11 protein-coding genes are annotated in these 23,907 nt (G+C 68.1%); 2 read left to right on the forward strand and 9 right to left on the reverse strand.

Translation table 11 applies throughout. The features are described from left to right. Positions 1-23: 23 nt before the first annotated feature. Positions 24-515, reverse strand: coding sequence for a DUF1772 domain-containing protein (locus AC5JDC_RS14520; protein WP_106770868.1), 492 nt, complete (start codon positions 513-515; stop codon positions 24-26). Positions 516-636: 121 nt separating this feature from the next. Further along, complete coding sequence (locus AC5JDC_RS14525; RefSeq protein ID WP_495842175.1) at positions 637-2,172, reverse strand: trimethylamine methyltransferase family protein; 1,536 nt, start codon at positions 2,170-2,172, stop codon at positions 637-639. A 214-nt stretch (positions 2,173-2,386) separates the two neighbouring features. Between AC5JDC_RS14525 and AC5JDC_RS14530 the strand changes: the two genes are divergently transcribed. Further along, positions 2,387-2,977 carry a transglycosylase SLT domain-containing protein gene (locus tag AC5JDC_RS14530; protein WP_495842131.1) on the forward strand — a complete coding sequence of 197 codons (591 nt, stop codon included), beginning with the start codon at positions 2,387-2,389 and terminating at the stop codon, positions 2,975-2,977. Between the two features lie 30 nt (positions 2,978-3,007). Here AC5JDC_RS14530 and AC5JDC_RS14535 read toward each other — a convergent pair whose 3' ends face one another. From AC5JDC_RS14535 to AC5JDC_RS14560, 6 genes are all read right to left on the reverse strand, one after another. Further along, the gene (locus tag AC5JDC_RS14535; protein ID WP_495842133.1) at positions 3,008-5,446 is read right to left on the reverse strand and encodes a dipeptide ABC transporter ATP-binding protein; all 2,439 of its coding nucleotides are present in this window, start codon (positions 5,444-5,446) and stop codon (positions 3,008-3,010) included. A 210-nt stretch (positions 5,447-5,656) separates the two neighbouring features. Beyond that, positions 5,657-6,814, reverse strand: coding sequence for an ABC transporter permease (locus tag AC5JDC_RS14540; protein WP_106770864.1), 1,158 nt, complete (start codon positions 6,812-6,814; stop codon positions 5,657-5,659). A gap of 12 nt (positions 6,815-6,826) precedes the next feature. Then, a complete protein-coding gene (locus AC5JDC_RS14545; protein ID WP_106770863.1) occupies positions 6,827-7,864 on the reverse strand; it encodes an ABC transporter permease in 1,038 nt (345 codons plus the stop codon). A 95-nt stretch (positions 7,865-7,959) separates the two neighbouring features. Next, positions 7,960-9,612, reverse strand: a complete 1,653-nt coding sequence (locus AC5JDC_RS14550) for an ABC transporter substrate-binding protein (RefSeq protein WP_495842135.1) — start codon at positions 9,610-9,612, stop codon at positions 7,960-7,962. Between the two features lie 266 nt (positions 9,613-9,878). Next, positions 9,879-15,638: a translocation/assembly module TamB domain-containing protein gene (locus AC5JDC_RS14555; RefSeq protein WP_495842137.1), complete on the reverse strand. Its 5,760-nt coding sequence runs from the start codon at positions 15,636-15,638 to the stop codon at positions 9,879-9,881. 10 nt (positions 15,639-15,648) lie between these two features. Further along, positions 15,649-17,580 (reverse strand): autotransporter assembly complex protein TamA, encoded by a 1,932-nt coding sequence (locus AC5JDC_RS14560; RefSeq protein ID WP_495842139.1) that lies wholly within the window; start codon positions 17,578-17,580, stop codon positions 15,649-15,651. 255 nt (positions 17,581-17,835) lie between these two features. Here AC5JDC_RS14560 and AC5JDC_RS14565 point away from each other — a divergent pair, with 255 nt between their 5' ends. Beyond that, positions 17,836-23,301, forward strand: coding sequence for an alpha-2-macroglobulin family protein (locus AC5JDC_RS14565; protein ID WP_495842140.1), 5,466 nt, complete (start codon positions 17,836-17,838; stop codon positions 23,299-23,301). A 125-nt stretch (positions 23,302-23,426) separates the two neighbouring features. Here the strand turns inward: AC5JDC_RS14565 and AC5JDC_RS14570 are convergent, their stop codons facing one another. Next, the gene (locus AC5JDC_RS14570) at positions 23,427-23,813 is read right to left on the reverse strand and encodes a helix-turn-helix domain-containing protein (protein ID WP_495842142.1); all 387 of its coding nucleotides are present in this window, start codon (positions 23,811-23,813) and stop codon (positions 23,427-23,429) included. Positions 23,814-23,907 lie beyond the last annotated feature (94 nt).

Genomic DNA, 23,907 nt, shown 5'->3' on the forward strand with positions numbered 1-23,907 from the left:
TGATTAAAGTACTCATGATTATGTCAGCCGGCCAGCGAGACCGCCGCGGCAAGCAGGATGAAGCTCAGCACGGAAAGCCCGGCGCGGATGACATGCGACCATTCCCATTGGGCGCGCAGCGCGCGCCAGTCCGCCTGCTCCTCCGCCGTCCGGCCGGTTCCGAAAAAGGCGATGCCGGCCCGGGAAAGCCTGGTGTCCTTCAGCCAGAAGTCGTTCACGGGGTGCGTCATCCCCCAATAGACGGCATGGGCCGCTGCCAGTGCCGCGAACGCGCCGGCAACCAGCCAGAAACCCGCACCCAGGGGCACCGAGAACAACAGGACGAGCAGCGCGAGCACGCCGAGCGGCTCGGCGGCGCCGCCGATGGTGAAGCCGGGATAATAGATCGGCTGCACCGCCAGATATTCGGCTTTCTCCAGCCGCATCTTGCCGGGCAGTTCCAGCGCATGCGCCAGCGACAGCGCCATGGCGACTGCGACCAGCAAGAGACTGACGATTTCCAGCAGTTGCAGCATGGCCTTCGATCCGCCGGGCCTTGCCGGCGGTCCTAAGGTGTCAAACAACTGGCGTCTCGTGAGGTTCCCGGGAGCGATCGGCGGAGAGAAGGGTATTTCGTTGGCGAACGGCCGGCAGTCCTCACGGCTCGCCGTCGCCGATCTCTTCCCGGCGTTTCGCCACATACGCCTCGAGGGCCTCGCGTACCGGCGCATCCATCACCGGCTCGGCATACTCCTCCAGCGCCTTCTTCCACAGTTTTGTCGCGCGCTGGGTGGCGTCCAGTCCGCCGGCTTCCTTCCAGGCTTCGAAATTCTGCCAGTTCGATACCAGCGGCTGGTAGAAGGCGGTCGAATAGCGCTCGAGCGTGTGCGGATCGCCGAAGAAATGGCCGCCCGTCGGCACCCGGCCGAGCGCGTCGAGCGCGAGTTCGGCGTCATCGACCTCGATCGGCTTCAGGAACTCGGCCATGTGCTGGATCATCTCGACGTCGAGGATGAGTTTTTCGAATGACGCCGTCAGCCCGCCTTCCTGCCAGCCGGCGGCATGGTAGACGAGGTTGCCGTGGCCGAGCACCGCGCCCCAAAGGGCCATCATGGTCTCGTAGGCGCCCTGTGCGTCGGCGGCGTTGGAGGCCGATCCGGGCGTGGTGCGGTAGGGCAGGCGATAGCGCCGCGCCAGCTGCCCCGAGGCGACGTTGGCCTTGGTGTTTTCCGGCGTGCCGAAGGCCGGCGCGCCCGAGCGCATGTCGACATTGGAGGTGAAGGCGCCATACATCACCGGGGCGCCCGGCCGGACCAGCTGTGCCAGCACGATGCCGAACAGCGCCTCGGCATTCTGCTGCGCCAGCGCACCGGCGAGCGTCACCGGGCTCATCGCCCCCATCAATGTGAATGGCGTTACCGCCACGGACTGGCCGTGCTCCGCCATGGTCATCAGGCCTTCGGCCATGGCGTCGTCGAAGCGGCGCGGCGAGTTCACCGAGATGATGGTGGTGACGCCGGGATCGGCGGCGAACGCCTCCAGCGTCAGCCCGCGCGCGATCGCCATCATCGCGATGCCGTCGAGTGCCCTGCCCCGGCCGATCGCAGAGACGTGGAAGGCCTTGTCGGTCAAGGTCAGGTTGGCGAAGTAGGTGTCGAGATGGCGCGAGTTTGCCGGCAACTCGACCGGAGCGCAGACCTGATTGCCCAGCATCGTGATGCAGTTGAAATGCTGGGCCAGCCGCACGAGGTCCTGGTAGTCGCGCAGGTTCCCGGCGCGGCGGCCGCGCTCGCAGTCATGCACGTTGGGCGGTCCGGCAACCAGGGTGAAGTTGATCGTGTCGCCGCCGACGTGGACAGTCCGCCCGGGGTTGCGCGGAGTGAGCGTGAAAGCGGATGGCGCCGTCCGCAGTGCCTCTTCCACCAGACCGCGGTCGATCCGCACCGTCTGGCTGGCATGGTCGACCGAGGCGCCGGCCCTTTCGAACAGCGCAAGCGCCCGCGGGCTCATCACCTCGATGCCGAACTCTTCCAGGATGCGCATGGAGGCGTCGTGGATCGCCTCGACCTGGTCGTCCGACAGCAGCGCCATCGGCGGATAGGGGTTGCGCAGCCGGCGGGGCGGCAATTGGGGAATACGAGTGGATCGCGCCTGCGTGCGGTCGGCGCTGCGTCTGCTGCGATGCATGGTCATGGCCGCATCAAAGCGCCACCACGAGACGCCGGCTGTCGAAAATACGTCAAAAACCGGCGTGATTTTAGCCATGGCGGCATATCCTGAACAGATAACATTACAAAAGCGCCCTCCATAGTCGCTATTTTGACACCAGACGAAGAGCGGCCGCGACCGAAATAGTTAAGATGCCCGGCAAGACTCCCTTTATGATTTCGGCCTAAAGCTGCCGGCCATGCGCGCATCGAATTTTAGTAAAATCGTATCGATCGCGGGCGTGCTGGCGCTGTCCGCCTGCGCCACGCCGCCGAGCCGCATCAACGACATCTGCGCGGTGTTCGAGCAGCGCGACGGCTGGTTCGTCAACTGGCAGCGCTCGGCCGAGCGCACCGAGCGCAAATACGGCGTGCCCGTGCACGTGCTGATGGCGACGGTGCGCAAGGAATCCGGCTTCAAGGGCAATGCCCGGCCGCCGCGCAAGAAACTGTTCGGCTTCATCCCGTGGAAGCGCCAGTCGAGCGCCTATGGCTATTCCCAGGCGCTGAACGGCACCTGGACGCAATATGTGAGCGAGACCGGCAACTGGAAGGCGCGGCGCACCAATTTCGACGACGCCATCGACTTCGTCGGCTGGTACCATTCGCGCTCCGCCGACAATCTCGGGATCGCCAGGAGCGACACCTACAACCTCTATCTCGCCTATTATTCCGGCTGGACGGCCTACAAGCGCGGATCGTGGCGCAGCAACACCGGCATCCAGCGCTATGCCCGCGAAACCGACGACATGGCGCAGCGCTACGCCGCGCAGTTGCAGAGCTGCCGCTGAGGCGACGGCGCTCCCGTCGCCGGCTCTCGATCAGCTCTTCTTCGGCCTCTCCGCCTCGTCGTCGAACGCCGACGGCACATCGGCATCATCCGCCTGGCGGCCGTCGCCGACCTGCAGCGGCGAGATCGGTCCGGCGTCGGAATTCGCCGACCGCGTGGCACCGAAATCCTCCGACCGGTCGTCGCGGACCTCATGGGCGCGGGCGTGGCTGCGCGCCTCAGCCTGCTCGGCCGCATCCTCCTCCGCGCCGGCCGCGGAGCTCGCGCGCTTGCCGTGCGGCCGCTTCGGCTTGGCGCCGGCGAAACCCGGGCCGGTGCCGGGGCGGGCGTCTTCCGGAACCGGGTCCTTGACCGGCGGCTCCTGGCCGCCGCCCTCGAAGCTGATGACCGGCTCCATCGTCGCGAGCTGCGCATCGTCGAGCCAGCACAGGCTGCGGTGGCCGGCGCCGAGTTCCCTGAACGGCGGCAGCTGCGTCTCGCACAGATTGTCCGGCACGAACTTCTTCCAGCGGCAGCGCGTCTGGAACGGGCAGCCGGGCGGCGGGTTCATCGCCGACGGGATGTCGCCCTCCAGCACGATGTGCTTCTTCACCACCGAGGTATCGGCGATCGGGATCGCCGACAGCAGCGCCTCCGTATAGGGATGGTAGGGTGGCGCAAAAATCTGGTCGGTCGTGCCATGCTCGACGATGTGACCGAGATACATGACCACCACGCGGTCGGCGATGTAGCGCACGACCGAAAGATCGTGGCTGATGAACAGCATGGTCGTCTTGTTCTTGCGCTGGATGTCCATCAGCAGCTCGGTGACCGCGGCCTGGACGGAGACGTCGAGCGCCGACACAGGCTCGTCGGCCACCACCACCTTGGCCTGGCCGGCGAAGGCGCGCGCCACGCCGATGCGCTGCTTCTGGCCGCCGGAGAGCTGGCGCGGCATGCGCTCGGCGAAGGCGCGCGGCAGCTTGACCAGATCGAGCAGCTCGAACATGCGCTTTTTGCGGTCGGCCACCGACTTGCCGACGCCGAATTTCTCCAGCGTACGGATGATCTGCGAGCCCACCGAATGACTGGGATTCAGCGTGTCGAACGGATTCTGGAACACCATCTGGATCGACGACACGGTGCTGACGTCGCGCTCCTCGATGCCGGTCGACTGGATATCCCTGTTACCGAGCGTCACCTTGCCGGAGCTTGCCGTCTCAAGGCCGAGCAGCACTTTCGCCAGGGTCGACTTGCCGCAGCCGGATTCGCCGACGATCGCCACCGTCTCGCTCTCGCGCGCCTCGAAGCTGATCGCCTCGTTGGCCTTGACGACACGCCCCTCGCCGCCGCCGAACACCTCGTTGGCGGCGACCCTGTAGTATTTCTTGAGATTGTCGACCTTGAGCACCGGCGCTCCGGGCGTAACCGGCGGGTTCTCCTTGCGCGCGCCCTCCGGCAGTGCCGCCCAATCGATCTCGTTGAAGCGCACGCAGCGGCTGAAATGCCGGTCGTGCCCTTCCACTTCGATCATCGGGATTTCCGCGGCGTCGCAGCGGCCGGGCACGAAATGCTGGCAGCGCGGGCCGAAATTGCAGCCGTTCGGCCGCTCATGCGGCAAGGGAAGCTGGCCGGGAATGGCGATCAGCGGCCGCGCATTCTTGTCGGCGCCGGGCAGCGGGATGGAGCGGAACAGCCCCTGCGTATAGGGGTGGCGCATGCGGTCGAACACGTCCTCGATGCGGCCGGTCTCGACCGCCTCGCCGGAATACATGACGGTGATGCGGTCGCAGGTCTCGAGGATCAGGCCGAGATTGTGCGACACGAAGATCATCGACGTGCCGAATTTCTCGCCGAGCCCCTTCACCAGTTCGACGATGCCGGCCTCCACCGTCACGTCGAGCGCCGTGGTCGGCTCGTCGAGCAGCAGCAGCGCCGGCTTCGACAGCAGCGCCATGGCGATGACGATGCGCTGCTGCTGGCCGCCGGAAAGCTGGTGGGGATAGGAGCGCATGATGCGTTCGGGATCGGGCAACCGCACCGCCCGCACCAGGTCCAGCGCCCTGTCGTAGGCCTCCTGCTTCGACACCTTGTCGTGCAGGATCGGCACTTCCATCAGCTGCCGGCCGATCTTCATGGCCGGATTCAGGCTGGCCATCGGCTCCTGGTAGATCATGGCGATCTCGTTGCCGCGGATCGCCCTGAGCTCGGCGTCGGACATCTCGCCCATGTCCTTGCCCTTGAACCTGATCCGCCCGCCGACGATTTTGCCGATGTTGGACAGGTCGCGCATGATGCCTAGCGACACCGTCGACTTGCCGCAGCCGGATTCGCCGACGATGCCCATCGCCTCGCCCGGCATGACGTTGCAGGAGAAGTCCATGACCGCGGGAATCTCGCCGCGCTTGGTGAAGAAGGAGATGGAGAGGTTCTCGATCTCCAAGATGGGATCGGCGCCTTTGATGTTCGTGGCTCTGACGGCTTCGTTCATCGTGATGCTCCTCTTACCCTCCCCCTTGTGGGGAGGGTCGATCCGCGCTGCGGATCGGGGTGGGGGTCAAGACGTGAGGGGTTCGACGCTGCATCGGCGGGAATTGGAGGCACCCCCACCCCGTCTCGCGGTATTCCGCTTCGCTCCAACCGCTCGCCGACCCTCCCCACAAGGGGGAGGGTGAGGCGGAGAGACCGGCGCCCATTGGCCTCAATCCTTCATCGACTGCTCGCGCAACGCGTCGGCGAGCAGGTTGAGGCCGAGCACGAAGCTCATCAGCGCGAAGGTGGGCGGCAGCGCCGGGTGGATGAAGGAGCGCAGCAGCCGGCTGGAATCCTTGATCGCCGTGCCCCAGTCCGGGCTTTCCGGTGCCAGGCCCAGCCCGAAATAGCCGAGCGTGCCGAGCAGGATGGTGGTGTAGCCGATGCGCAGGCAGGCATCGACGATCAGCGGCCCGCGCGCATTGGGCAGGATCTCCCACAGCATCGTGTACCAGGGCGTCTCGCCGCGGGTCTGCGCGGCGGCGATGTAGTCGCGCGTCTTGATGTCCATCACCAGCCCGCGCACGATGCGGAACACACCCGGCGACGAGGCGAACACCACCGCCACGAAGATGTTGAGCTCGTTCGGCGCGATCGAGATGACGCCGAGCGGGTCGGCATCGAAGACCAGCCCGACATAGACCCAGCCGCCGATCAGGATGGTCAGGCCGAGCAGCAGGTAGAGCCGCTCCGGCCGGTTCTTGAAGCGCGTGTAGAAAAGGGTCGCGAAAAAGATGATCGGGAACAGGAAAAACAGCCCCGCCATCCAGCGCGGTAGTCCCGTCTCGACGATGCCCGGCGTGACCAGCAGGTAGAACAGCAGGATGACCGGAAAGGCCAGCACGAGGTTGGCGAGGAACGACAGCACCGAGTCGATCCTGCCGCCATAGTAGCCGGCCGGCAGGCCGAGCGTGGCGCCGACCATCAGCGCGAAGGCCGTCGCCGCCGGCGCGATGATCAGCACGATCTGGCTGCCATGGACCATGCGGCTGAACACGTCGCGGGCGAGCTTGTCGCCGCCGAACAGATAAACCCCACCGCCGTCCGGAACGACCGCGCCGGGCAGCGCGTCCTTCATGATCGGCACCTGGGCGAGCGGATCGAAGGGCGCCACCCACGAGGCGGAGATCGCGGTGAACAGCCAGAACAGGCAGATGAAGACGCCTGTGACGCCGACGCCGCTGTCGAAGAGCTGCCCGTAGAGCCCGAGCTTCTTGCGGTAGAACAGGCTGGCGGCGAAGACGATGGCGAGCGCCAGCCACACCGGCCAGAAGCGGGCGATCACGCCGAGGACGATCTGGAAGGCGCCGATGAATTCGAGCTGCATCGCGCTGTCCCCCTATTGAACGCGAATGCGCGGGTTGAGATAGGCGTAGCCGACGTCGGAAATCAGCTGCGTGAACAGCACGACGAAGACGGAGACGAGGCTGCAGCCGAGCAGAAGGTCGATGTCGTTGTTGCCCGCCGCCTCGACCAGCGTGAAGCCGAAGCCCTGGTAGCGGAACATCGTCTCGACGATGACCACGCCGGTGAGCAGCCACGGGAATTGCAGCATGATGACGGTGAAGGGCGCGATCAGCGCGTTGCGCAGCGCGTGCTTGACGACCACCCCGGAGAAGGAGAGCCCCTTCAGCCGGGCGGTGCGGATATATTGCTGCGTCATCACCTCGACCATCGAGGCGCGGGTCATGCGGGCGATGTAGCCGATGCCGTAGATCGCCATCGTCATCACCGGCAGGGTGAAATTGTAGAAGGTGATGCCTTGCCCCGTCGCCGAGGCGGCCGAGCCGTTGAGCCAGCCCAGCCAGGTGGCGAAGATGACGGTGAAGATGACGCCGGAGACATATTCCGGCGTCGCCGTGGTGGTGATGGAGGCGACCGACAGCGAGCGGTCGGTCTTGGACCCCTCGCGCATGCCGGCGAGAATGCCGATCAGCAGCGCGATCGGCACCATCGTCACCATCACCCAGAACATCAGAATGCCGGTAGCGCCGAGCGCCGGCCACAGCTTCGCCGACACCGTCGTCTTGAACTTGGTCGAGCAGCCGAAGTCGCCCTGCAATATGCCGCCGTAATAGGGCTCGGCCGGCTCGTTGCAGAAGGAGAAGCGCGGCGTCGCCTTGCCGGTCGCCGGGTCGACATTGGGCTGTTTCTGGACGACCCCGATCCACTGGCCGTAGCGGACGAAGAAGTTCTGCCGGTAGCCGTTCTTGACCAGCCAGCTTTCCAGTTGCTCCGGCGGTGAGCGCATGTCGAGCTGACTGATCGCGAGCTTCTTCAGGTTCGGCTCGAGATTGACCATGAAGAACACGACCATCGTCAGGCACAGCATGGTCACGACCATGGTGCCTAGACGGCGCAGAATGAAAGCAAGCATCGTCACCCCCTGCCGGACGGGTTGGGGTCAGAGATCGTCACACCCGATTGAAGCGCCATAGGGGGCGCCAGCGCCCCCTATGAAACAAACGTCGCTCACGCTTCGTCCAGCCAGACCTTGCCGAAATCGTGCTCGAAGGTCGGATGCATGGCGTGGTTCTTCACCACCGGCATCGAGCTGTTGTAGAGCTTGCGCCAGTACGGCTGGATGATGATGCCCGAATCCTGCAGGATCTTCTCGATGTCGGCCATCGCCGCCTTGCGCTTCTCGGCATCGGCGATTCCCAGCGCCTCGCCGATCTTGGCGTCGAGCTCGGGATTGGAGTAGGCCGCCTCGTTCCAGGCCTCGCCGGTGCGGTAGGCGATGGCGACCACCTGGATGCCCAGCGGGCGCATGTTCCAGTTGGTCATCGAGTAGGGATACTTGGTCCAGTCGTTCCAGAAGGTCGAGCCGGGCAGCACCGTGCGCTTCACCTTGATGCCGGCGTCGCGCAGCTGCGCGGCGATGGCGTCGCCGGTGTTCTTGTGCCAGTCCTCGTCCACGGTGATCAGGTCGTGCTCGAAGTCGGCCTGCCCGGCTTCCGCCATCAGCGCCTTGGCCTTGGCCGGATCGCGGGCCACCTTCGGCAGCTCGACATATTCCGGATGGATCGGCGCGACGTGGTGGTTTTCCGCCGGCACGCCGGCATTGCCGTAGCCGAGCTGCAGCACGACGGCGTTGTCGACGGCAAGCTGAAGCGCGTTGCGCACCTTCTGGTCTTCGTAAGGCTTGTTGGCGACGTTGGTGCGCGCCACGATGGTCGCGGCGGTGACCGTCTCCGAGGTGATGGCGCCGACGCCTTCGAGGATCGACACGTAGTCGGCCGAGGTCTCGTGATTGGTGTGGACCTCGCCCGCCTCGTAGGCCGAGACCATGGCCGAGGGATCGGTGCCGTAGTCGATGAACTCGACGCCGTCGAGATAGACGTCGCCGTTCCACCAGGTGCCGTTCTCGCGGCGCTTGTAGACCACCTTCTGGCCAACGTCGTAGGAGACGAGCTCGAACGGGCCGGTGCCGATAGGGTTCTGCACGAAGTTGGCACCGGTCTCGTCGAAGGAGCGGTGCACGACCAGCGCCGGGTAATCGGTCAGGTTCGGGATCAAGGCAATGTCGGGCTTGGTCAGCTTGAGCTTGACGGTGTGGTCGTCGACCTTCTCGATCGAGCCTTCGCGCAGCTTGCCGGTGGCTTCGTCGACGAGCGTGCCGAGACGGCCCGGCATGGAGTTGCCTTCGGAGCTCTTGTCTGCCCAGCGGGTGAAGTTGAAGATGACGTCGTCGGCGTTGAAGGTGTCGCCGTTGTTCCAGGTCACGCCCTGGCGAAGCTTCAGCGTGTATTCGGTGGCGTCGTCGTTCACCTCCCAGCTTTCCAGGAGATAGGGCTCGAAGGTGTAGTCCTTGGTGTATTTGACCAGCGGCTCGAGCGCCTGGCGCTCGGCGTTGGAAATCTCCGACCAGTCGGCGGTGCGCGGATCCTTCGGATCCTTGATCCACATCGCCACCTTGAGGATACCGCCCTTTTTGGGCTCCTGTGCCGCCGCCGGCGTCGGCGCGGCAAGCCCGATCATGCCGTAGGCCATGGCCGTCGACGCACCGAACACGCTGGCCATGGCAAGGAATTCGCGGCGGTCGACCTTGCCCGCCCTGGCGCTCTCGGCCATTCGCTCGATATGGGCCGGAACACGATCACCGTTACTCTTGTAGACCGTCATTGCAAACTCCCCATTGTTGGCTTTTCGCCTGTTAGCATTCCGCATCCCCTCCGCGATGTCAAAGCGCGGGGATGATGTTCCCGGAACGGAATGTGCAACTTTGCGGGAAGAGCGGTTCGCGTGAATACGACAAGAATGGCGCAAATTCGCAAATTTGCGGCGGGCCGGCTCAGAATTTTCGCGGGGTCAGGATGCGCGTTGTCCACAGCCCGCAACAGCGCCAGCGGCGCCCGGTAGTCGTGCCACAGCCGGCGGGACGAGAGGAATCAGTATTCGCGTTCGTAGAAGATGCCGCCCTTGGCCTCGCCGTCGTCGCGCGCCTCGCCGCGCAGCTTGACGCCGCGGCCGACGTCGAGGTCGATGGCCGCCCGGCCGGAGCCGGCGCGATCGCCGGTCTCGATCGTCAAATAGGTGCGGTCGTTGAGATATTTGCCGACCGACACGGTCGTGTCGCCCTCCTCGTTGGTCTTGAGGTCGAGGTCGTCGACGCCGAGCCGCTCGCGCAGCGAAGTGAGCAGCGAGGTCGTGCCGCCGCCGCCGGCAAGCTGCGCCGCGGCATCCGCAAGCTGCGCGATCTGCAGCGGCGACAGGTTGGACATGGGCCGGCCGAAGATCAGCCGCGCCAGCACCTCGTCCTCCGGCAGCGCCGGAACGGACGAGAAGCTGAACTTGGGATTGTTGGCCGGGCCGGAGACCAGAACCGTCACCGTGGCGTCGCCCGCCGTGGATTCGGCGGAGAGGTCGAGATAAGGCACCAGCGAGCCGGCAAAAGTGAGCGTGCCATGGGTGAAGGTCAGCCGCCGCCCAAGCAGCGCCAGCCGGCCGCGGCGGAGGTCGAACTCGCCGGTGGCCTGCGGCGACGAGGCCGGCCCGACGAGCCTGAGCGAGCCGCCCAGTTCGGCGTCGAGGCCCCTGCCCTGGATGAAGATGCGCTGAGGCGCGTTGACGGTGATGTCGATCTCCAGCCCGGAGCCGCCACCGCCGCTGGCCGACGCCGGGCGCAGCGCCTGCGCCTGTTTCCTGACGGCTTCCGGCGCGTTCCGGTGCTGGACGTCGAGTGCGGCCAGCGAGCCGGGGAGCCGTTCCGGCACGGTGATCACAGTGCGCGCCAGGTCGATCGTGCCGGTCAGCCGTGGCGCCGACAGCAGCGGCCCCTTGACGGCCAGGTTGCCCGACAGCGTGGTCGCCACCATCTCGCCGTCGGTATAGCGGGCGTCGGCCAGCCGGATGGCGATGTCCGCCGGAAAACCCTGATTGGCTTCGATGCCGACCGTGCCGGAGGCCGAGACGGTGCCGCCGCTCGACAGCGAGCCGCTCAGCCGGTTGATGGTGGCGCGGCCGGAGGCGATGCCGACATCGGCGGCGATGTCGTTGAGCGCGATGCCGGAGCGCGCATCGACCAGCCGCGCGCCGGAGGTGCGGATGCTGCCGCCGATCACCGGAGCAGCCGCGGCGCCAGTGACCGTCAGGTTCACATTGGCCGTCCCGGACAACGACAGCGCCTGTGCGGCGAGGCGCGACTCGATCAGCGAGAACGGCACGGCGCCCTCGAAGCGCAGGTCGAGGCGCGGCGGTTGCGCCACGGCGACGCTGCCGCCCCCGCGGATCGAAAGGCCTGAGCCGTTGCCGAGATTGGCGTCGAAGGTGAGCCGGTTCGCGGCGAAGGTGCCGGTCGAGCGGATCGTGACCGGGCCGACGCCGGCGCCGCGCGTCTGCGCCGTTTCCGCGCCGCCCCAGTCGGCGGAGTAGCGCACCGTCGGATTGGCCGCGGCGCCGCTGACGTTGACCGTACCGGAGATGGTACCGCCGGCGTCGAGGCCGGGCGCGAAATTGTTGGCGACGGACGCCGGCAGCCGCGCCAGCGCCACGTCGAGCGCAAGGTTCGCGCCGGCCGTGCCCGACACCGTCGCCGTGCCGCCGCCGACCGCCAGTGCGAGGTTGTCGAGCCGGGTCTGGCCGCCGGCGATGCGTACCGTCGACGGTCGCGCCAGCGTGGCGCGGATGCCGCGCATCGTCGCTTCCGCCGAGGCAAGCTCGACGGTGGTCGTGCCGCCGGCCGAGCGGACCCGCCCGGCCGCCCGAGCGGGAATGTCGTTGACCTCGGCTCCGCCGGAAAAGCGCGTCCAGTCGCCCTCGCGCGACAGGTCGACGCTGATGCCGCGGATGACCGTGCCGCCCGACCGCACCTCGTCGGCGCGCACCGTCCCGGCCACGCCGGGCTGGGCAAAATAGTCGCTGATGGTCGCGTCGATGCTGACCGAGCGCACGGAGAGGTCGCCGCGCGTGATTGCCGGCGCATTGGCGGAGATTCTTGCCTGCGGCCTGCCGCCGACGCGGGTGAAGGCGGCATTGCCGCGCACGCTGCCCTCGACTGTCTCCAGCGCAAGCGCGGCCAGCCGGCCGAGATCCGGCAGGTCGAAGTCGACCGTGCCTTCGGGCACGAAATTCTCGTCGAGCGCCAGCGCCCCGGCGATGCGGTTGCGCCCCAGCGACAGGTTGAGGTCGCGGACAGCGCGTCGGCCGTCGGCGGTGTTGAGCACCGCCCTGCCGTCGAGTTTTTCACCGGCGACGGTGCCCGTCAGCGTCACGTTGGCTTCCGGGTTTGCCAGGTCGGTCCGGCCGGAGGCGTTGAGCGCCAGGTTCTCGATGGCGCGCGCCGCCACCGTCATCCTGTCGCTGGTGACGGAGAGTGTCACGTCCGGCGCCGACAGCGCGCCCTTGGCGGTGGCGGAGAAGGCGACGGAACCGCTCGCCTGCTCGGCCAGCGGCGAAATGTCGGTAAGCGCGCCCTTGATGTCGGCGTCGAGCTGGCCGCCGGTCAGTTGGATGACGCCCTGCCCCGTCAGGCCGCCGGACTGCAGCGCCAGCGCGTTGGCCGACACCTTGCCGCCGGCGTCGCGCTCCAGGCTGGTGGAGAGCGCCAGCTGCTCGCCGAGCACCGGCCGGACCGCGGCGGGCAGCGCGGCCGACAGCACGTCGGCCTTGAGATCGAGCGTGATCACGCCGGTCGGCAGCGAGACGGTGCCGCTGAAGCCGCCGTCGATGGCGTCGCTGCGCAGCACGCCGCGCTCGACCCTGAGCGCCTCCGTGGACAAGGCGCCGTCGATCTCGGCCCGGATCTCGCCGGCCACCAGCGGCGCCACTGTCGGGTTGTCGATGGTGAGTGACGCGGCGGTGACCGAGCCGGTCATCGGGCCGGTGCGCGAGGCGAGGTTGAAGCCGTCGGAACGCAGCGCGATCGCCATGCCGGCCAGCTGCACATGGTTGGTCGCGACCTGTGGCAGGCGCGCGGCGATGTCGAGGCGCGGCGCGTCGATATCGCCCACCGCCCGCAGCGTCGCCGAATCCAGCGTGATGTCGATCGGCGCCTCGTCGGTGCCGAAGGACAGCGGCAGGTTGCTGGTGCCGGTGCCAAGCTGCACGGTGAGGTCGACCGGGCCGGCCGGGTCGACGCTGCCGCTGGCCTGCGCTCGCAGCGCGCCGTTGGCGAGCTCGGCCCGCTCGATGCGCAGCGCACCCGCCTCTCCGGTGGTGGCGGCGACGTCGAACGTCGTCTGGCCGTCCAGCAGCCTTCGCGCCCGCTCCGGCGCGAAGCGCGCGAACGCGCCCGTCCCCTTGATCTCGACCGATCCGTCAGCCGCGCGGCGGGCGAGCGAAAAGTCGGCGACCTTGGTGCCTTCCATGGCGATGGTGCCCGTGCCGCCGATGTCGGCCGCGGTGCCCTCGACGCTCATGCGGATGTCGGCCGGCGGCTGGCCGGGCAGCAGATCGGCGAGCGTGGCGCCGAGCGTGCCTGATATCGCAGGCGCCTTGAGGAAATCGGAGACCAGCGCATCGACGGCGATAGACCGCACGTCGAGCGTGCCGCGCCTGACGGAATCGGAATTGAGCACCACCTGGACGCGCGGCGTTCCGCCCCCGCTGGAGAAGGCCGCGCTGCCTCTGGCGCTGCCCTCCACCGTCTGGCCGGCGAGTGCCGCCAGCTCGCCGAGATCGGCGAGATCGAGGTCGAGCGTGCCGGCGGGCAGGAAGCTTTCGTCCAGCGTCAGCGCGCCGGCGATGCGGTTCTGGCCTAGCGTGAAGGCGATGTCGCGCACCTCGCGCTTGCCGCCGGCCGCTGCCAGCACCGCATTGCCTGCCAGCGCCTGGCCCTGGAACGCGCCCTTGAGCGCGACCGAAGCCTGCGGGTTGGCAGGATCGACCCGGCCGGTCACCCGCAGATCGAGATCGTCGAGCGCACGATCACCGAAACCCAGCCGCTCGCTGGTCAGCGACAGGTCGACGTCGGGCGCCAGCAGCGCGCCCTTCGCCGTCGCCGTCAGCGCCAGCGCGCCGGATGCGTTCGGCGCCAGCGGGGCGATGTCGGCCAGCGTGCCTGATAGCTCGGCGTCGACCGTGCCTTCGCGCAGACGCGCCGAGCCGGTGGCGCTGAGCCCGCCGGATTCCACGGTCAGCGAGCGGGCGGCAACGTTGCCCGAGGCGTCGCGCTCCAGGCCGGCAGCCAGCGCCACCTTGTCCCCGAGCAACGGCCGCGCCCCGGCCGGCAGCGCCGCCGACAGGAAGTCGGCGTCGAGTTGCAACGTGATCGCGCCGTTCGGCAGCGACACCGTACCGGAAAAGCGGCCGTCGATCGCGTCGCTGGCGAGCGTGCCGGCGGTGAGCGTCAGCGCCTCGGCGGCAAGCGTTCCCTCCAGCCCGGCACGGATTTCGCCGGCAACCAGCGGCGCGACCGTCGGGTTGTCGATGGTGAGCTGCGCGGCCGTCGCCGCGCCCCTGATCGGGCCGCTGCGCTCGGCCACGTTGAAGGCGTCCGAGTGCAGGACGAGGCGGAGGTCGGCCAGGCTGACGTCCCTGGTGGACACCGAAGGCAGGGTGACGGTGACGTCGACGCCGGGCTCCCGGCCATCGCCGAGGGCACGGATCGACGCCTGCCCGACCGTGAGATCGATCGGGCTCTCGCCGGTGCCGAGGGCGAGCTGCACGCCGCCGTTCTTGGGCTCCAGCTCGATCGCCACGTCGGTGGCTCCGGCCGGATTGAACGCCCCGATCGCCGTCGCCGTCAGCGCACCGCTCTCGATCTCGGCCCGGCTGATGTCCACGCCGCCGTCGCCGGTCAGCGTGCCGGCGAGGTCGAAATGCGTCTGCCCGGCAAGCAGCGGCCGGAACCGTTCAGGCAGGAAGCGGTCGAACACGCCATTGCCGATCGCCTCGACCACCCGGCCGGCCTCGGTCTGCCTGTGCGTCGCCGACACGCTGGTGATCAGGCTGCCGTCGACCGAGAAGGTGCCGTTGCCGCGCCAGTCCGCCATCGGACCGGAGCCGCTGACGACGATGTCGACGGCGGGCTGTCCCGGCAGCTGCAGCAGATTGGCAAGGATGCCGCCCGTCGGCTCCGATGCTTTCAGGTCGACCTGCAGGCGGTTCTGGTCGGGAGCGAAATCGATCGAGGCGAGCACCTGGCCGGCCGTGCCGTCGGTGCGCGAGACGTTGAGGTCGGCCGCCACGACCAGCGGTGCGCCTTGCGCCACCACCTTGCCCTCGGCGGCTGCGCTGGCCACCTGGCCGCCGGTGACGGCCTCGCCAAGCGCGATGTCGGGGAAGTCGAGCGCGTCGATCGAGATGTCGACCGGCAGCGTCGACGATCCGCCCTCCGCGGGCGGCTGCGCCGACGGCTTAGGCAGCCTGGCGAACTCGATCCGCTCGGCGGCGATGCGCTCGGCGTGGAAGCGCGACCGCAGCAGCGCCATCGGCGACCACCGGACCTCGACGCCGCGCGCCGCCAGCCAGGGGCCGTCGGCATCCGCCAGCACGAGCTGGTCCATCGCGAAATTACCCGACCAGATGCCGCGTATGCCGCTGATGGTCACCGTCCGCTCGGGCGACGAGGCGAGGTCGGAGACGATCCCCGCCAGATTCTCCCTGCCCCGCTCGGTGAGCGTCAGCACCGCCACCGCGCCGATGGCGAAGGCGAGCAATGCGAGGAGCGTGTAGCCCAGTATCCGCAGCACCTTCTTGAACACCGTCATCGGCCGGCTCCTAGAAAGCCTGGCCGACGCCGGCATAGATGCCGAAGTCGGGATCGTCGGGACCGGGATTGAGCGGGATGGCTGCGTCGACGCGCAGCGGCCCGAACGGCGTGATGTAGCGGATGCCGACGCCGGCGCCCGCCTTCATGTCGGAGAAGTCGGGAAACTCGTCCAGCGACACGGTGCCGACGTCGACGAAGGGCACGACACCGAACGTCTCGTTGACGGCATAACGCAGTTCCAGCGAGCCCTCGGCCAACGACAGGCCGCCGGTGGGCGTGCCGTCCGAATCCTTCGGCCCGATGCCCTGATAGGCGTAGCCGCGCACCGAGCCGCCGCCGCCGGCATAAAAGCGGCGGTCGGCGGGGATGTCCTCGACGCCGGCTCCGACGATCGAGCCGAGCACCGCCCGGCCGGCGATGACGAACCTGCCGCCGGAATCCAGGGCCTGATAGACGGACCCCTCGCCTCTCATCTTGACGAAGGTGGTGCCGCCGATCGTGTCGTAGGCCGGCTCGACATAGGCGAGCGCCCGGAAACCCTTGGTCGGGTTGAGCCGGTTGTCCCGGTTGTCGAAGATGTATTGCAGCGGCGTCGACACGATCAGGTATTCGCGATCGTCGACGAAGGCGTCGGTGATGCGCGAATAGTCGACCGCTAACTCGCCGGAAACGCTCTGCGTCTTGCTGATCTCGTAGGCGAGGCCCGTGCTCGCCTTCACCGAAAAGCGGTCATAGGCGTCGGGATGTTCGTAGACGCTCCTGAGGCTGGTGAAGAATTTCGACGCCGGCCCGACCACGCCCGGCTTCTCGAACATGATGCCGGCATTGTAGTTGAGCTTGTCGACTCCCTCGGCATCGCCGATCCGCCCGATCGAACCTTCGATGCGCAGCTTCTCGGCCTTGCCGAACAGGTTGCGATGTCCCCAGTAGCCTTCCAGCCCCAGCCCTTCGGTGTTGGAGAGCGTGGCGCCGACGCCGTAGAAGCGCTGCTTGCGCTCGCTCACCGTGACGTCGATCGGGATTTGGCCGGCGGCGTCGAGCGCGTCGGCTTCCGTCACCGCCACGCTGTTGAAGACGCCGAGGCCGACCAGCCGCTCGCGTGCGTCGTCGATGTCCTTGGGCGAATATCTCCGGCCGGGCTCCAGCCCAGCCATATAGGCGGTGAAGTCGCGGTCGACCGCTTCTGTGCCCTTCACCGTGGTCGGACCGTAGCCGGCCACCGGCCCGGCGGCGACGGTGAGGGAGACATCCAGCGTCGTGGTATTGTGGTCGGCCACGATCTCGCGGCTGGTGACGGCCGCCAGCGGCCGCCCGCCCTCCTTGAGCCGCCGCACGATGTCGGCTTCGGCCCGCAGCACCCTGTTCGAGCCGGCATCGCCGCCGGACACGAGACCGAACTCCTGCGGGGCAAGGCCGGCGGCGTCCCCCTGCAGCTGGACCCGGCCGAGCCTGAACACGGCGCCCGGGTCCACGGAAATGGTCACCGGCACCGGCCCCGCGCCGAATTCGGCGTCCGGCGGCAGCGTGTCGATCGACTTGCCGGCGATCAGGATGCGCACGACGCCGTCGTAACGGGCCTGCTCGTAGAGCGCCGCGACCAGCCGCTGCCGGTCGCTGCGCGCCTTGGTCAGCAGCCCCAGCGAACCCGAGACCGGCCGCTCGGCATCGGCGACCAGCAGCGACGCGTTGTTCAGCGCCTCGGTCAGCTCGGCATCTCCGCCGGCCACCTCGATGGATACGGTATAGTTGAGAGGATCGACGATGTCGGCGTCCTCGTCCTCCTCCTTCCCGAAGAAGCGGAAGCCGAACAGCTCGAATGCGGCGGCCCGTGGCGGCAGGGCAATGACCACCGAGGAGCACAGAATCCCGGAAAGCACGAGGCGCGCGAACCAAACCGTCGCGGGAACGCTCCTCGAACTCTGCGGTTTCCGCTTCATCATTAACGCGAACTTACTCCGGCACCTAATTTTGAAGTGCCGATATGAACCGTTCGTAAAGGGGCCACAATCGCTCTGTCAGAATTTGATGGGCAGAACATGACCATCCGTGCTCCTGTCGCCCCCATAGGCGGCCTACCACGGAAGAACGCGATGGCCAACCGCCGAAGAGACCTTCGCTTTTCTTCGGCCTGGATTGACAGACGGTCGGGGCGATGCTGGTCTGTGCCGACGACCGCGATGCAAGGGGGAGTTGTGATGCGCCCGGTTCGTCTTCTGTCGGCCCTTTTTCTACTTGCAGGCATATTGGCCGCGCCGGTCTTCGCAGCGGATGGCCGTGCCATCCGGACGACCGAGAACGGCGACTATTTCGGCTTCGACCTGCGGGCGGAGCAGAACGTCTCGCTCGACCAGTGCAAGACGATTTGCCTCGGCGATTCGCAGTGCCGCGCCTTCACCTACAATACCAAGGCCAAGTGGTGCTTCCTGAAGTCGGACTTCGCCACGCTGAAGACCTTCAATGGCGCCGTCGCCGGCAAGGTCGTTCCGATCGACGGCGAGCCCGACATCGGCGCCCCGCCGGCGATGCCGTTCTTCCCCTCCTGGATGGCCGACGAAGCATGGCAGTACCGCGCCGCACTGACGGCCACGCCGCCGGCCGCCGACGCCGGCCTGGCCGGCCTCGTCGACGTGGCCGAACAGGCGATGCGCACCAACGATGCCTCAGGCGCACGCGACAGCTACATCGCCGCGATCCGCATCTCGCCCGACGACGGCAAGCCGTGGCTGGGCCTGTCGCGGGCGCTGCTCGCCATTCAGGGCGCCAACGGCCAGGAAACGGCCGCGCTCAACCGCGACGCCACGTCCGCTGCCTGGAACGCCTACCAACTCCTGCGCACCGCTTCCTCCCGCGCCGATGTGCTTGCCGCGATCGCCGCCGGGCTCGACCGGCGCGACCTGTTCCGACCGGCGCTGCAGGCCTATGAATCGAGCCTGGCGCTCGTCAATTCGGCTGCCGTGCGCGCCGACTACGAGGATCTGAAGGCCCGAAAAGGCTTCCGCGTCGTCGACCATTCCATCGATGCCGACACCGGCTCGCCGCGCGTCTGCGCCCAGTTCTCGGAAGAGCTGGTCAAGACCGGCGTCGACTACGCGCCGTTCGTCACCGTCGACAACGCCGCCCCGAAAGCCATCGAGGCCAAGGACAAGCAGATCTGCGTCGAGGGCCTCGAGCACGGCAAACACTACAGCATCACCTTCCGTGCCGGCCTGCCGGCTGCGGTCGGCGAGGTCATCCAGGCGCCGGTCGTGCTCTCCATCTACGTCCAGGACCGCGGCGCCTCCGCCCGCTTCACCGGCGACAGTTTCGTGCTGCCGGCTGCCGGGCGCCACGGCATCCCGCTGGTCACAGTCAACCTGCCGGTGGCCGACGTGAAGCTCTACCGCGTCGGCGACCGCTCGCTGGCGCAGCTCCTCACCGGCTACCAGTTCCTGCGCCAGCTCGATGGCTACGACGTCGAGACCATCGCCGACCAGCTCGGCCAGCCTGTGTGGGAAGGCAAGCTCGAGACCGCCGGCGATCTCAACAAGGAGGTCACCACCTCCTTCCCGGTCGACGAGGCGCTGCCCGAGCGCAAGCCCGGCGTCTATGTGCTGACCGCCCAGCCGGAGAACGACACCAGCGACAGCTGGAGCTCGCGCGCCACGCAATGGTTCGTCGTCTCCGACATCGGGCTCTCCACCTATAGCGGCCAGGATGGGCTCAACGTGTTCGCCCGCTCGCTCGGCTCGGCCAAGCCGATGGCCGGCGTCGAGCTGACGTTGCTTGCCCGCAACAACGAAGTGCTCGGCACCGCCACCACCGATGCCGACGGCCGCGCCACCTTCACCGCCGGCCTGACGCGCGGCAGCGGCGGCATGCTGCCGGCGGTGCTGACGGCGAACGCGGCCGGCGAGGACTTCGTCTTCCTCGACATGACCCGTGCCGGCTTCGACCTCTCCGACCGCGGCGTCACCGGCCGCGCCGCCCCCGGCGCGCTCGACGTCTACACCTGGACGGAACGCGGCATCTATCGCGCCGGCGAGACCGTGCATGTCGCCGCGCTCGCCCGCGACGACAAGGCGAAGGCGGTCGAAAAACTGCCGCTCACCTTCGTCTTCACCCGGCCGGACGGCGTCGAGGACCGGCGCGTCGTCAGCGACGGCGCTGCGGCCGGCGGCCATGCCGTCGACCTCGCGCTGGCGGCCAACGCCATGCGCGGCACCTGGACGGTATCGCTCTACACCGATCCCAAGCAGCCGGCGGTCTCCAGCCAGATGTTCCTGGTCGAGGACTTCGTGCCCGACCGCATCGAGTTCACGCTGGCCAGCGACCGCGACGAGATCGCCCCGGGCGAGCCGGCCGAGATCACCGTCGACGGCCGCTTCCTCTACGGCGCGCCGGCCGCCGGTCTGGCGCTCGAAGGCGAGGCGACGATCGACACCACGCGGGACTGGGAGGATTTCCCGAATTTCCAGTTCGGCCTGGCCGACGAGGATGCCGTCGAGGCGACCCGCATCCCGCTTGCCGACCTTCCCGTGGTCGGCGATGACGGCAAGGCCACCTTCCCTGTCGCGATCGACGCGCTGCCCGCCACCACCCGCCTGCTGACCGCGACCGTGACGGTGCGCATGCTGGAGAGCGGCGGCCGCGCCGTCGAGGAGGCGATCGACCTCGGCATCCGCTCGCCCGCCGACGTCATCGGCGTCCGACCCGACTTCTCCGGCGGCGAGGTGCCGCAGGGCGGGACCGCGAAATTCACGGTGATCGCCGTCAACCCGGACGGCAACCGCAAGGCGCTGCCCGGCGCCCTGTGGTCGCTGGTCAAGGTCGAGCGCAACTATCAGTGGTACCGCAGCGGCAATGCTTGGAACTACGAGCCGGTCACCTCGACCAGCGCCGTCGCCAACGGCACGCTCGACATCGCCGCCGACGGCAGCGCCAGCCTGTCCATGCCCGTCGACTGGGGCCGTTACCGCCTCGAAGTGACGACCGCCGATCCGGAAGGCCCGGCGACCAGCGTCGAGTTCGACGCCGGCTGGTACGTGGCGGCGACCTCGACCGAGACGCCGGACGGGCTGGAGATCGCGCTGGACAAGGACCGCTACGCGGCGGGCGAGATCGCCAGGCTGAAAATCTCGCCGCGCTTCGCCGGCGAGCTGCTGGTCACCGTCGGCGCCGAGCGGCTGCTGTCGACCTTCACGGCGAGCGTGCCGGAGGGCGGCTCGACCATCGACATCCCCGTCTCGGCCGATTGGGGCGCCGGCGCCTATGTTACGGCGACGCTGTTCCGGCCGGGCGACGCCGCGCAGTCGCGCATGCCGGCCCGCGCCATCGGCCTGAAATGGCTGGCTATCGACCCCGGCGCGAGGAAGCTGGCCGTTGCCCTTTCGCCGCTCGAAAAAACCGAGCCGCGCCAGCCGCTGCGGATACCCGTCAGCGTCACCGGCCTGCCGCCGGTCACCGACGCCTATGTGACGGTGGCGGCCGTCGACGTCGGCATCCTCAACCTCACCGACTACAAGGCGCCCGACCCGGCGGCCTGGTATTTCGGGCAGCGCATGCTCGGACTGGAGCTGCGCGACCTCTACGGCCGCCTGATCGACGGCTCGCTGGGCGCCGCCGGGCGGCTGCGCACCGGCGGCGACGGCGCCGCGATGGCCTCGCAGGGCAGCCCGCCGACCGAGAAGCTCGTCGCCTTCTTCTCCGGACCGGTCAAGCTGGATGCGGACGGCAAGGCGACAGTCGACTTCGACATCCCGCAGTTCAACGGCACCGTCCGCGTCATGGCCGTCGCCTGGACCGGGGACGCCGTCGGCCATGCCTCGACCGACGTCACGGTGCGCGACCCGATCGTCGTCACCGCCGGCCTGCCGCGCTTCCTCGCCCCCGGCGACGCCGCGGTCATGCGGCTCGATATCGCCAACACCGACGCGCCCGACGGCGACTATCGCTTCGCCGTCGAGACCACCGGCGATCTTTCCACCGGCAGCGCCGCCCTGCCGGAGACGGTGACGCTGACGTCAGGCAGGCGCCAGTCGATCACCGTGCCGCTGACGGCGCAGACAGCCGGCAACGCCAGCGTCACGCTGAAGCTCGCCCGCGACGGTGGCCCCTCGGTCGAGCAGACGCTGCATATCCCGGTGCGCCCGGCGACGCTGCCGGTCACCAACCGGATGGTCGTCGACCTCGGCCCGAACGGCAAAAGCCTGCGCATCGACCGCGAGCTGCTCGCCGCCAGCGTGCTGCCCGGCGCCTATGTCAGCGTCGGCGTCTCGCCCTCGGCCGCCTTCGACGTGCCATCGCTGCTCTTGGCGCTCGACCGCTATCCCTATGGCTGCGCCGAGCAGACCACCAGCCGGGCGCTGCCGCTGCTCTATGTCGGCGAGCTGTCGGCCGGCGCAGGCATGCAGGACGACCCGGCGCTGCGCGGCCGCATCCAGGAGGCGGTCTACCGGGTGCTCAACAACCAGTCCTCCACCGGCAGCTTCGGCCTGTGGGGACCGGGCTCCGGCGATTTGTGGCTCGACGCCTATGTGAGCGACTTCCTGACCCGGGCGCGCGAGATGAACTACGACGTGCCCCGCCAGGCGATGCTGCAGGCGCTGAACAACCTGCAGAACTCGCTCTCCTACGACATCGACGTCGAGGACCGCGGCAGCGAGATCGCCTATGCGCTCTATGTGCTGGCCCGCAACAAGAAGGCCTCGGTGGGCGACCTGCGTTATTATGCCGACACCAAGCTGGAGGCTTTTTCCAGCCCGATGGCGGTAGCCCAGCTGGCGGCCAGCCTGGCGCTCTACGGCGACGCCCAGCGCTCGGAAGCGACTTTCCAGGCGGCGCTGCAGCTCGCCAGAAACAATCCCGAGCACGACTATTCCCGCTCCGACTACGGCTCGCGGCTGCGCGACGGCGCCGCCATGCTGGCGCTGGCGGCGGAGAGCAGGCCGATGCCGTCGGTCGTGCCGCAGCTGGTCAGCCTTGTCGGGGCGCAGCGGCAGGCGACGCGCTGGACCAGCACGCAGGACGACGCGTGGATGCTGCTCGCGGCGCGGGCGCTGCGCGCCAACGCCGCCGACATGAAGCTCACGGTGAACGGCGCCCGGCACACCGGTGCCTATTCCGAGCGCTTCGACGGCAGCGCCCTGGTCGACAGCCCGGTGACCATCGCCAACGCCGGATCGAGCGCCGTGCAGGCAGTGGTGACGGCGGTCGCAGCGCCCGCCGAGCCGCTGCCGGCCGGCGGCGACGGCTTTGCCATCGAGCGGACCTACTACCGCCTCGACGGCAGCGAGGCCAACGTCACCGAGGTGGCGCAGAACGAGCGCTTCGTCGTCGTGCTCAAGGTGACGGAGCAGAATTCGTGGCCGTCGCGCGTGCTGGTCAGCGACCTCTTGCCGGCCGGTTTCGAGATCGACAATCCGGGCCTGGTCAGCAGCGCCAATCTCTCCAACTTCGGATGGCTCGACCAGACGCAGGCGGCGCATCTCGAATTCCGCGACGACCGTTTTGTCGCGGCGTTCGACCGCAACGGCGATTCCGGCCGGGAATTTACGCTGGCCTATGTCGTGCGCGCCGTGACGCCCGGCACCTACGCCCATCCGGCGGCGAGCGTGGAGGACATGTACCGGCCGCAATTCTCGGCCCGCACGGCGACGGGGATGATGGAGGTCACGGCGCCGTGACAAAGCGCGCCGGCTCTCCCTCCCCCTCGAGGGGAGGGTGGCCGCGAAGCGGCCGGGTGGGGTCGCCGCGGCCGGACGCCGGCCTTGTCAGGCGTCGGAGCTTTTCGTCAGCGGCCCTGCGCTTGTCAGGCCAGCCAGTCCACCGGCACCTCAAGTGCCTGGGCAAGCCCAGCGATGGTTTCGGCCGAGCCCGATTTCCGGCCATGTTCGAGCTCGGAAAGGTAGCCCTGCGTAATTCCCACGCTGGCCGCCAGCTTGAATTGAGCGATCCCGCGCCACTTGCGCAGGGCCTGAAGTCTGGTGTGTCCGTGCAGGAGCAGGCTGCTTACCTCCGCGGGCAAATGCGGGTTCGGGTCGCCGGCAAGCTCGCCCTTGCGGGCGTCGTACATCGCAATGTCGGCCGCGTCCTCGTCGGTGTCCGCCGCGGCCGCGACGAGGGCCTCATACTCGGCGCGAGGAAGCACGACGAGTTCATCGCCGCTCGGGCTATGGATGATCTGGACGTCGGACATAGGTCGTTTCCTCCACCGTTTCCGGTATGTAGTCGTTTCGCGTCTTCCAATGTAGATGGCGAGCACTGTGGTTCGATCCTCGTCGAACAGCACA

It is taken from the genome of Kumtagia sp. (assembly GCF_059502445.1).

Bases quoted from the DNA above. Each gene is read 5' to 3' on its own strand.
- AC5JDC_RS14520 (WP_106770868.1), bottom strand. From the start codon at position 515: ATGCTGCAACTGCTGGAAATCGTCAGTCTCTTGCTGGTCGCAGTCGCC.
- AC5JDC_RS14525 (WP_495842175.1), bottom strand. From the start codon at position 2,172: ATGACCATGCATCGCAGCAGACGCAGCGCCGACCGCACGCAGGCGCGA.
- AC5JDC_RS14530 (WP_495842131.1), top strand. From the start codon at position 2,387: ATGCGCGCATCGAATTTTAGTAAAATCGTATCGATCGCGGGCGTGCTG.
- AC5JDC_RS14535 (WP_495842133.1), bottom strand. From the start codon at position 5,446: ATGAACGAAGCCGTCAGAGCCACGAACATCAAAGGCGCCGATCCCATC.
- AC5JDC_RS14540 (WP_106770864.1), bottom strand. From the start codon at position 6,814: ATGCAGCTCGAATTCATCGGCGCCTTCCAGATCGTCCTCGGCGTGATC.
- AC5JDC_RS14545 (WP_106770863.1), bottom strand. From the start codon at position 7,864: ATGCTTGCTTTCATTCTGCGCCGTCTAGGCACCATGGTCGTGACCATG.
- AC5JDC_RS14550 (WP_495842135.1), bottom strand. From the start codon at position 9,612: ATGACGGTCTACAAGAGTAACGGTGATCGTGTTCCGGCCCATATCGAG.
- AC5JDC_RS14555 (WP_495842137.1), bottom strand. From the start codon at position 15,638: ATGACGGTGTTCAAGAAGGTGCTGCGGATACTGGGCTACACGCTCCTC.
- AC5JDC_RS14560 (WP_495842139.1), bottom strand. From the start codon at position 17,580: ATGATGAAGCGGAAACCGCAGAGTTCGAGGAGCGTTCCCGCGACGGTT.
- AC5JDC_RS14565 (WP_495842140.1), top strand. From the start codon at position 17,836: ATGCGCCCGGTTCGTCTTCTGTCGGCCCTTTTTCTACTTGCAGGCATA.
- AC5JDC_RS14570 (WP_495842142.1), bottom strand. From the start codon at position 23,813: ATGTCCGACGTCCAGATCATCCATAGCCCGAGCGGCGATGAACTCGTC.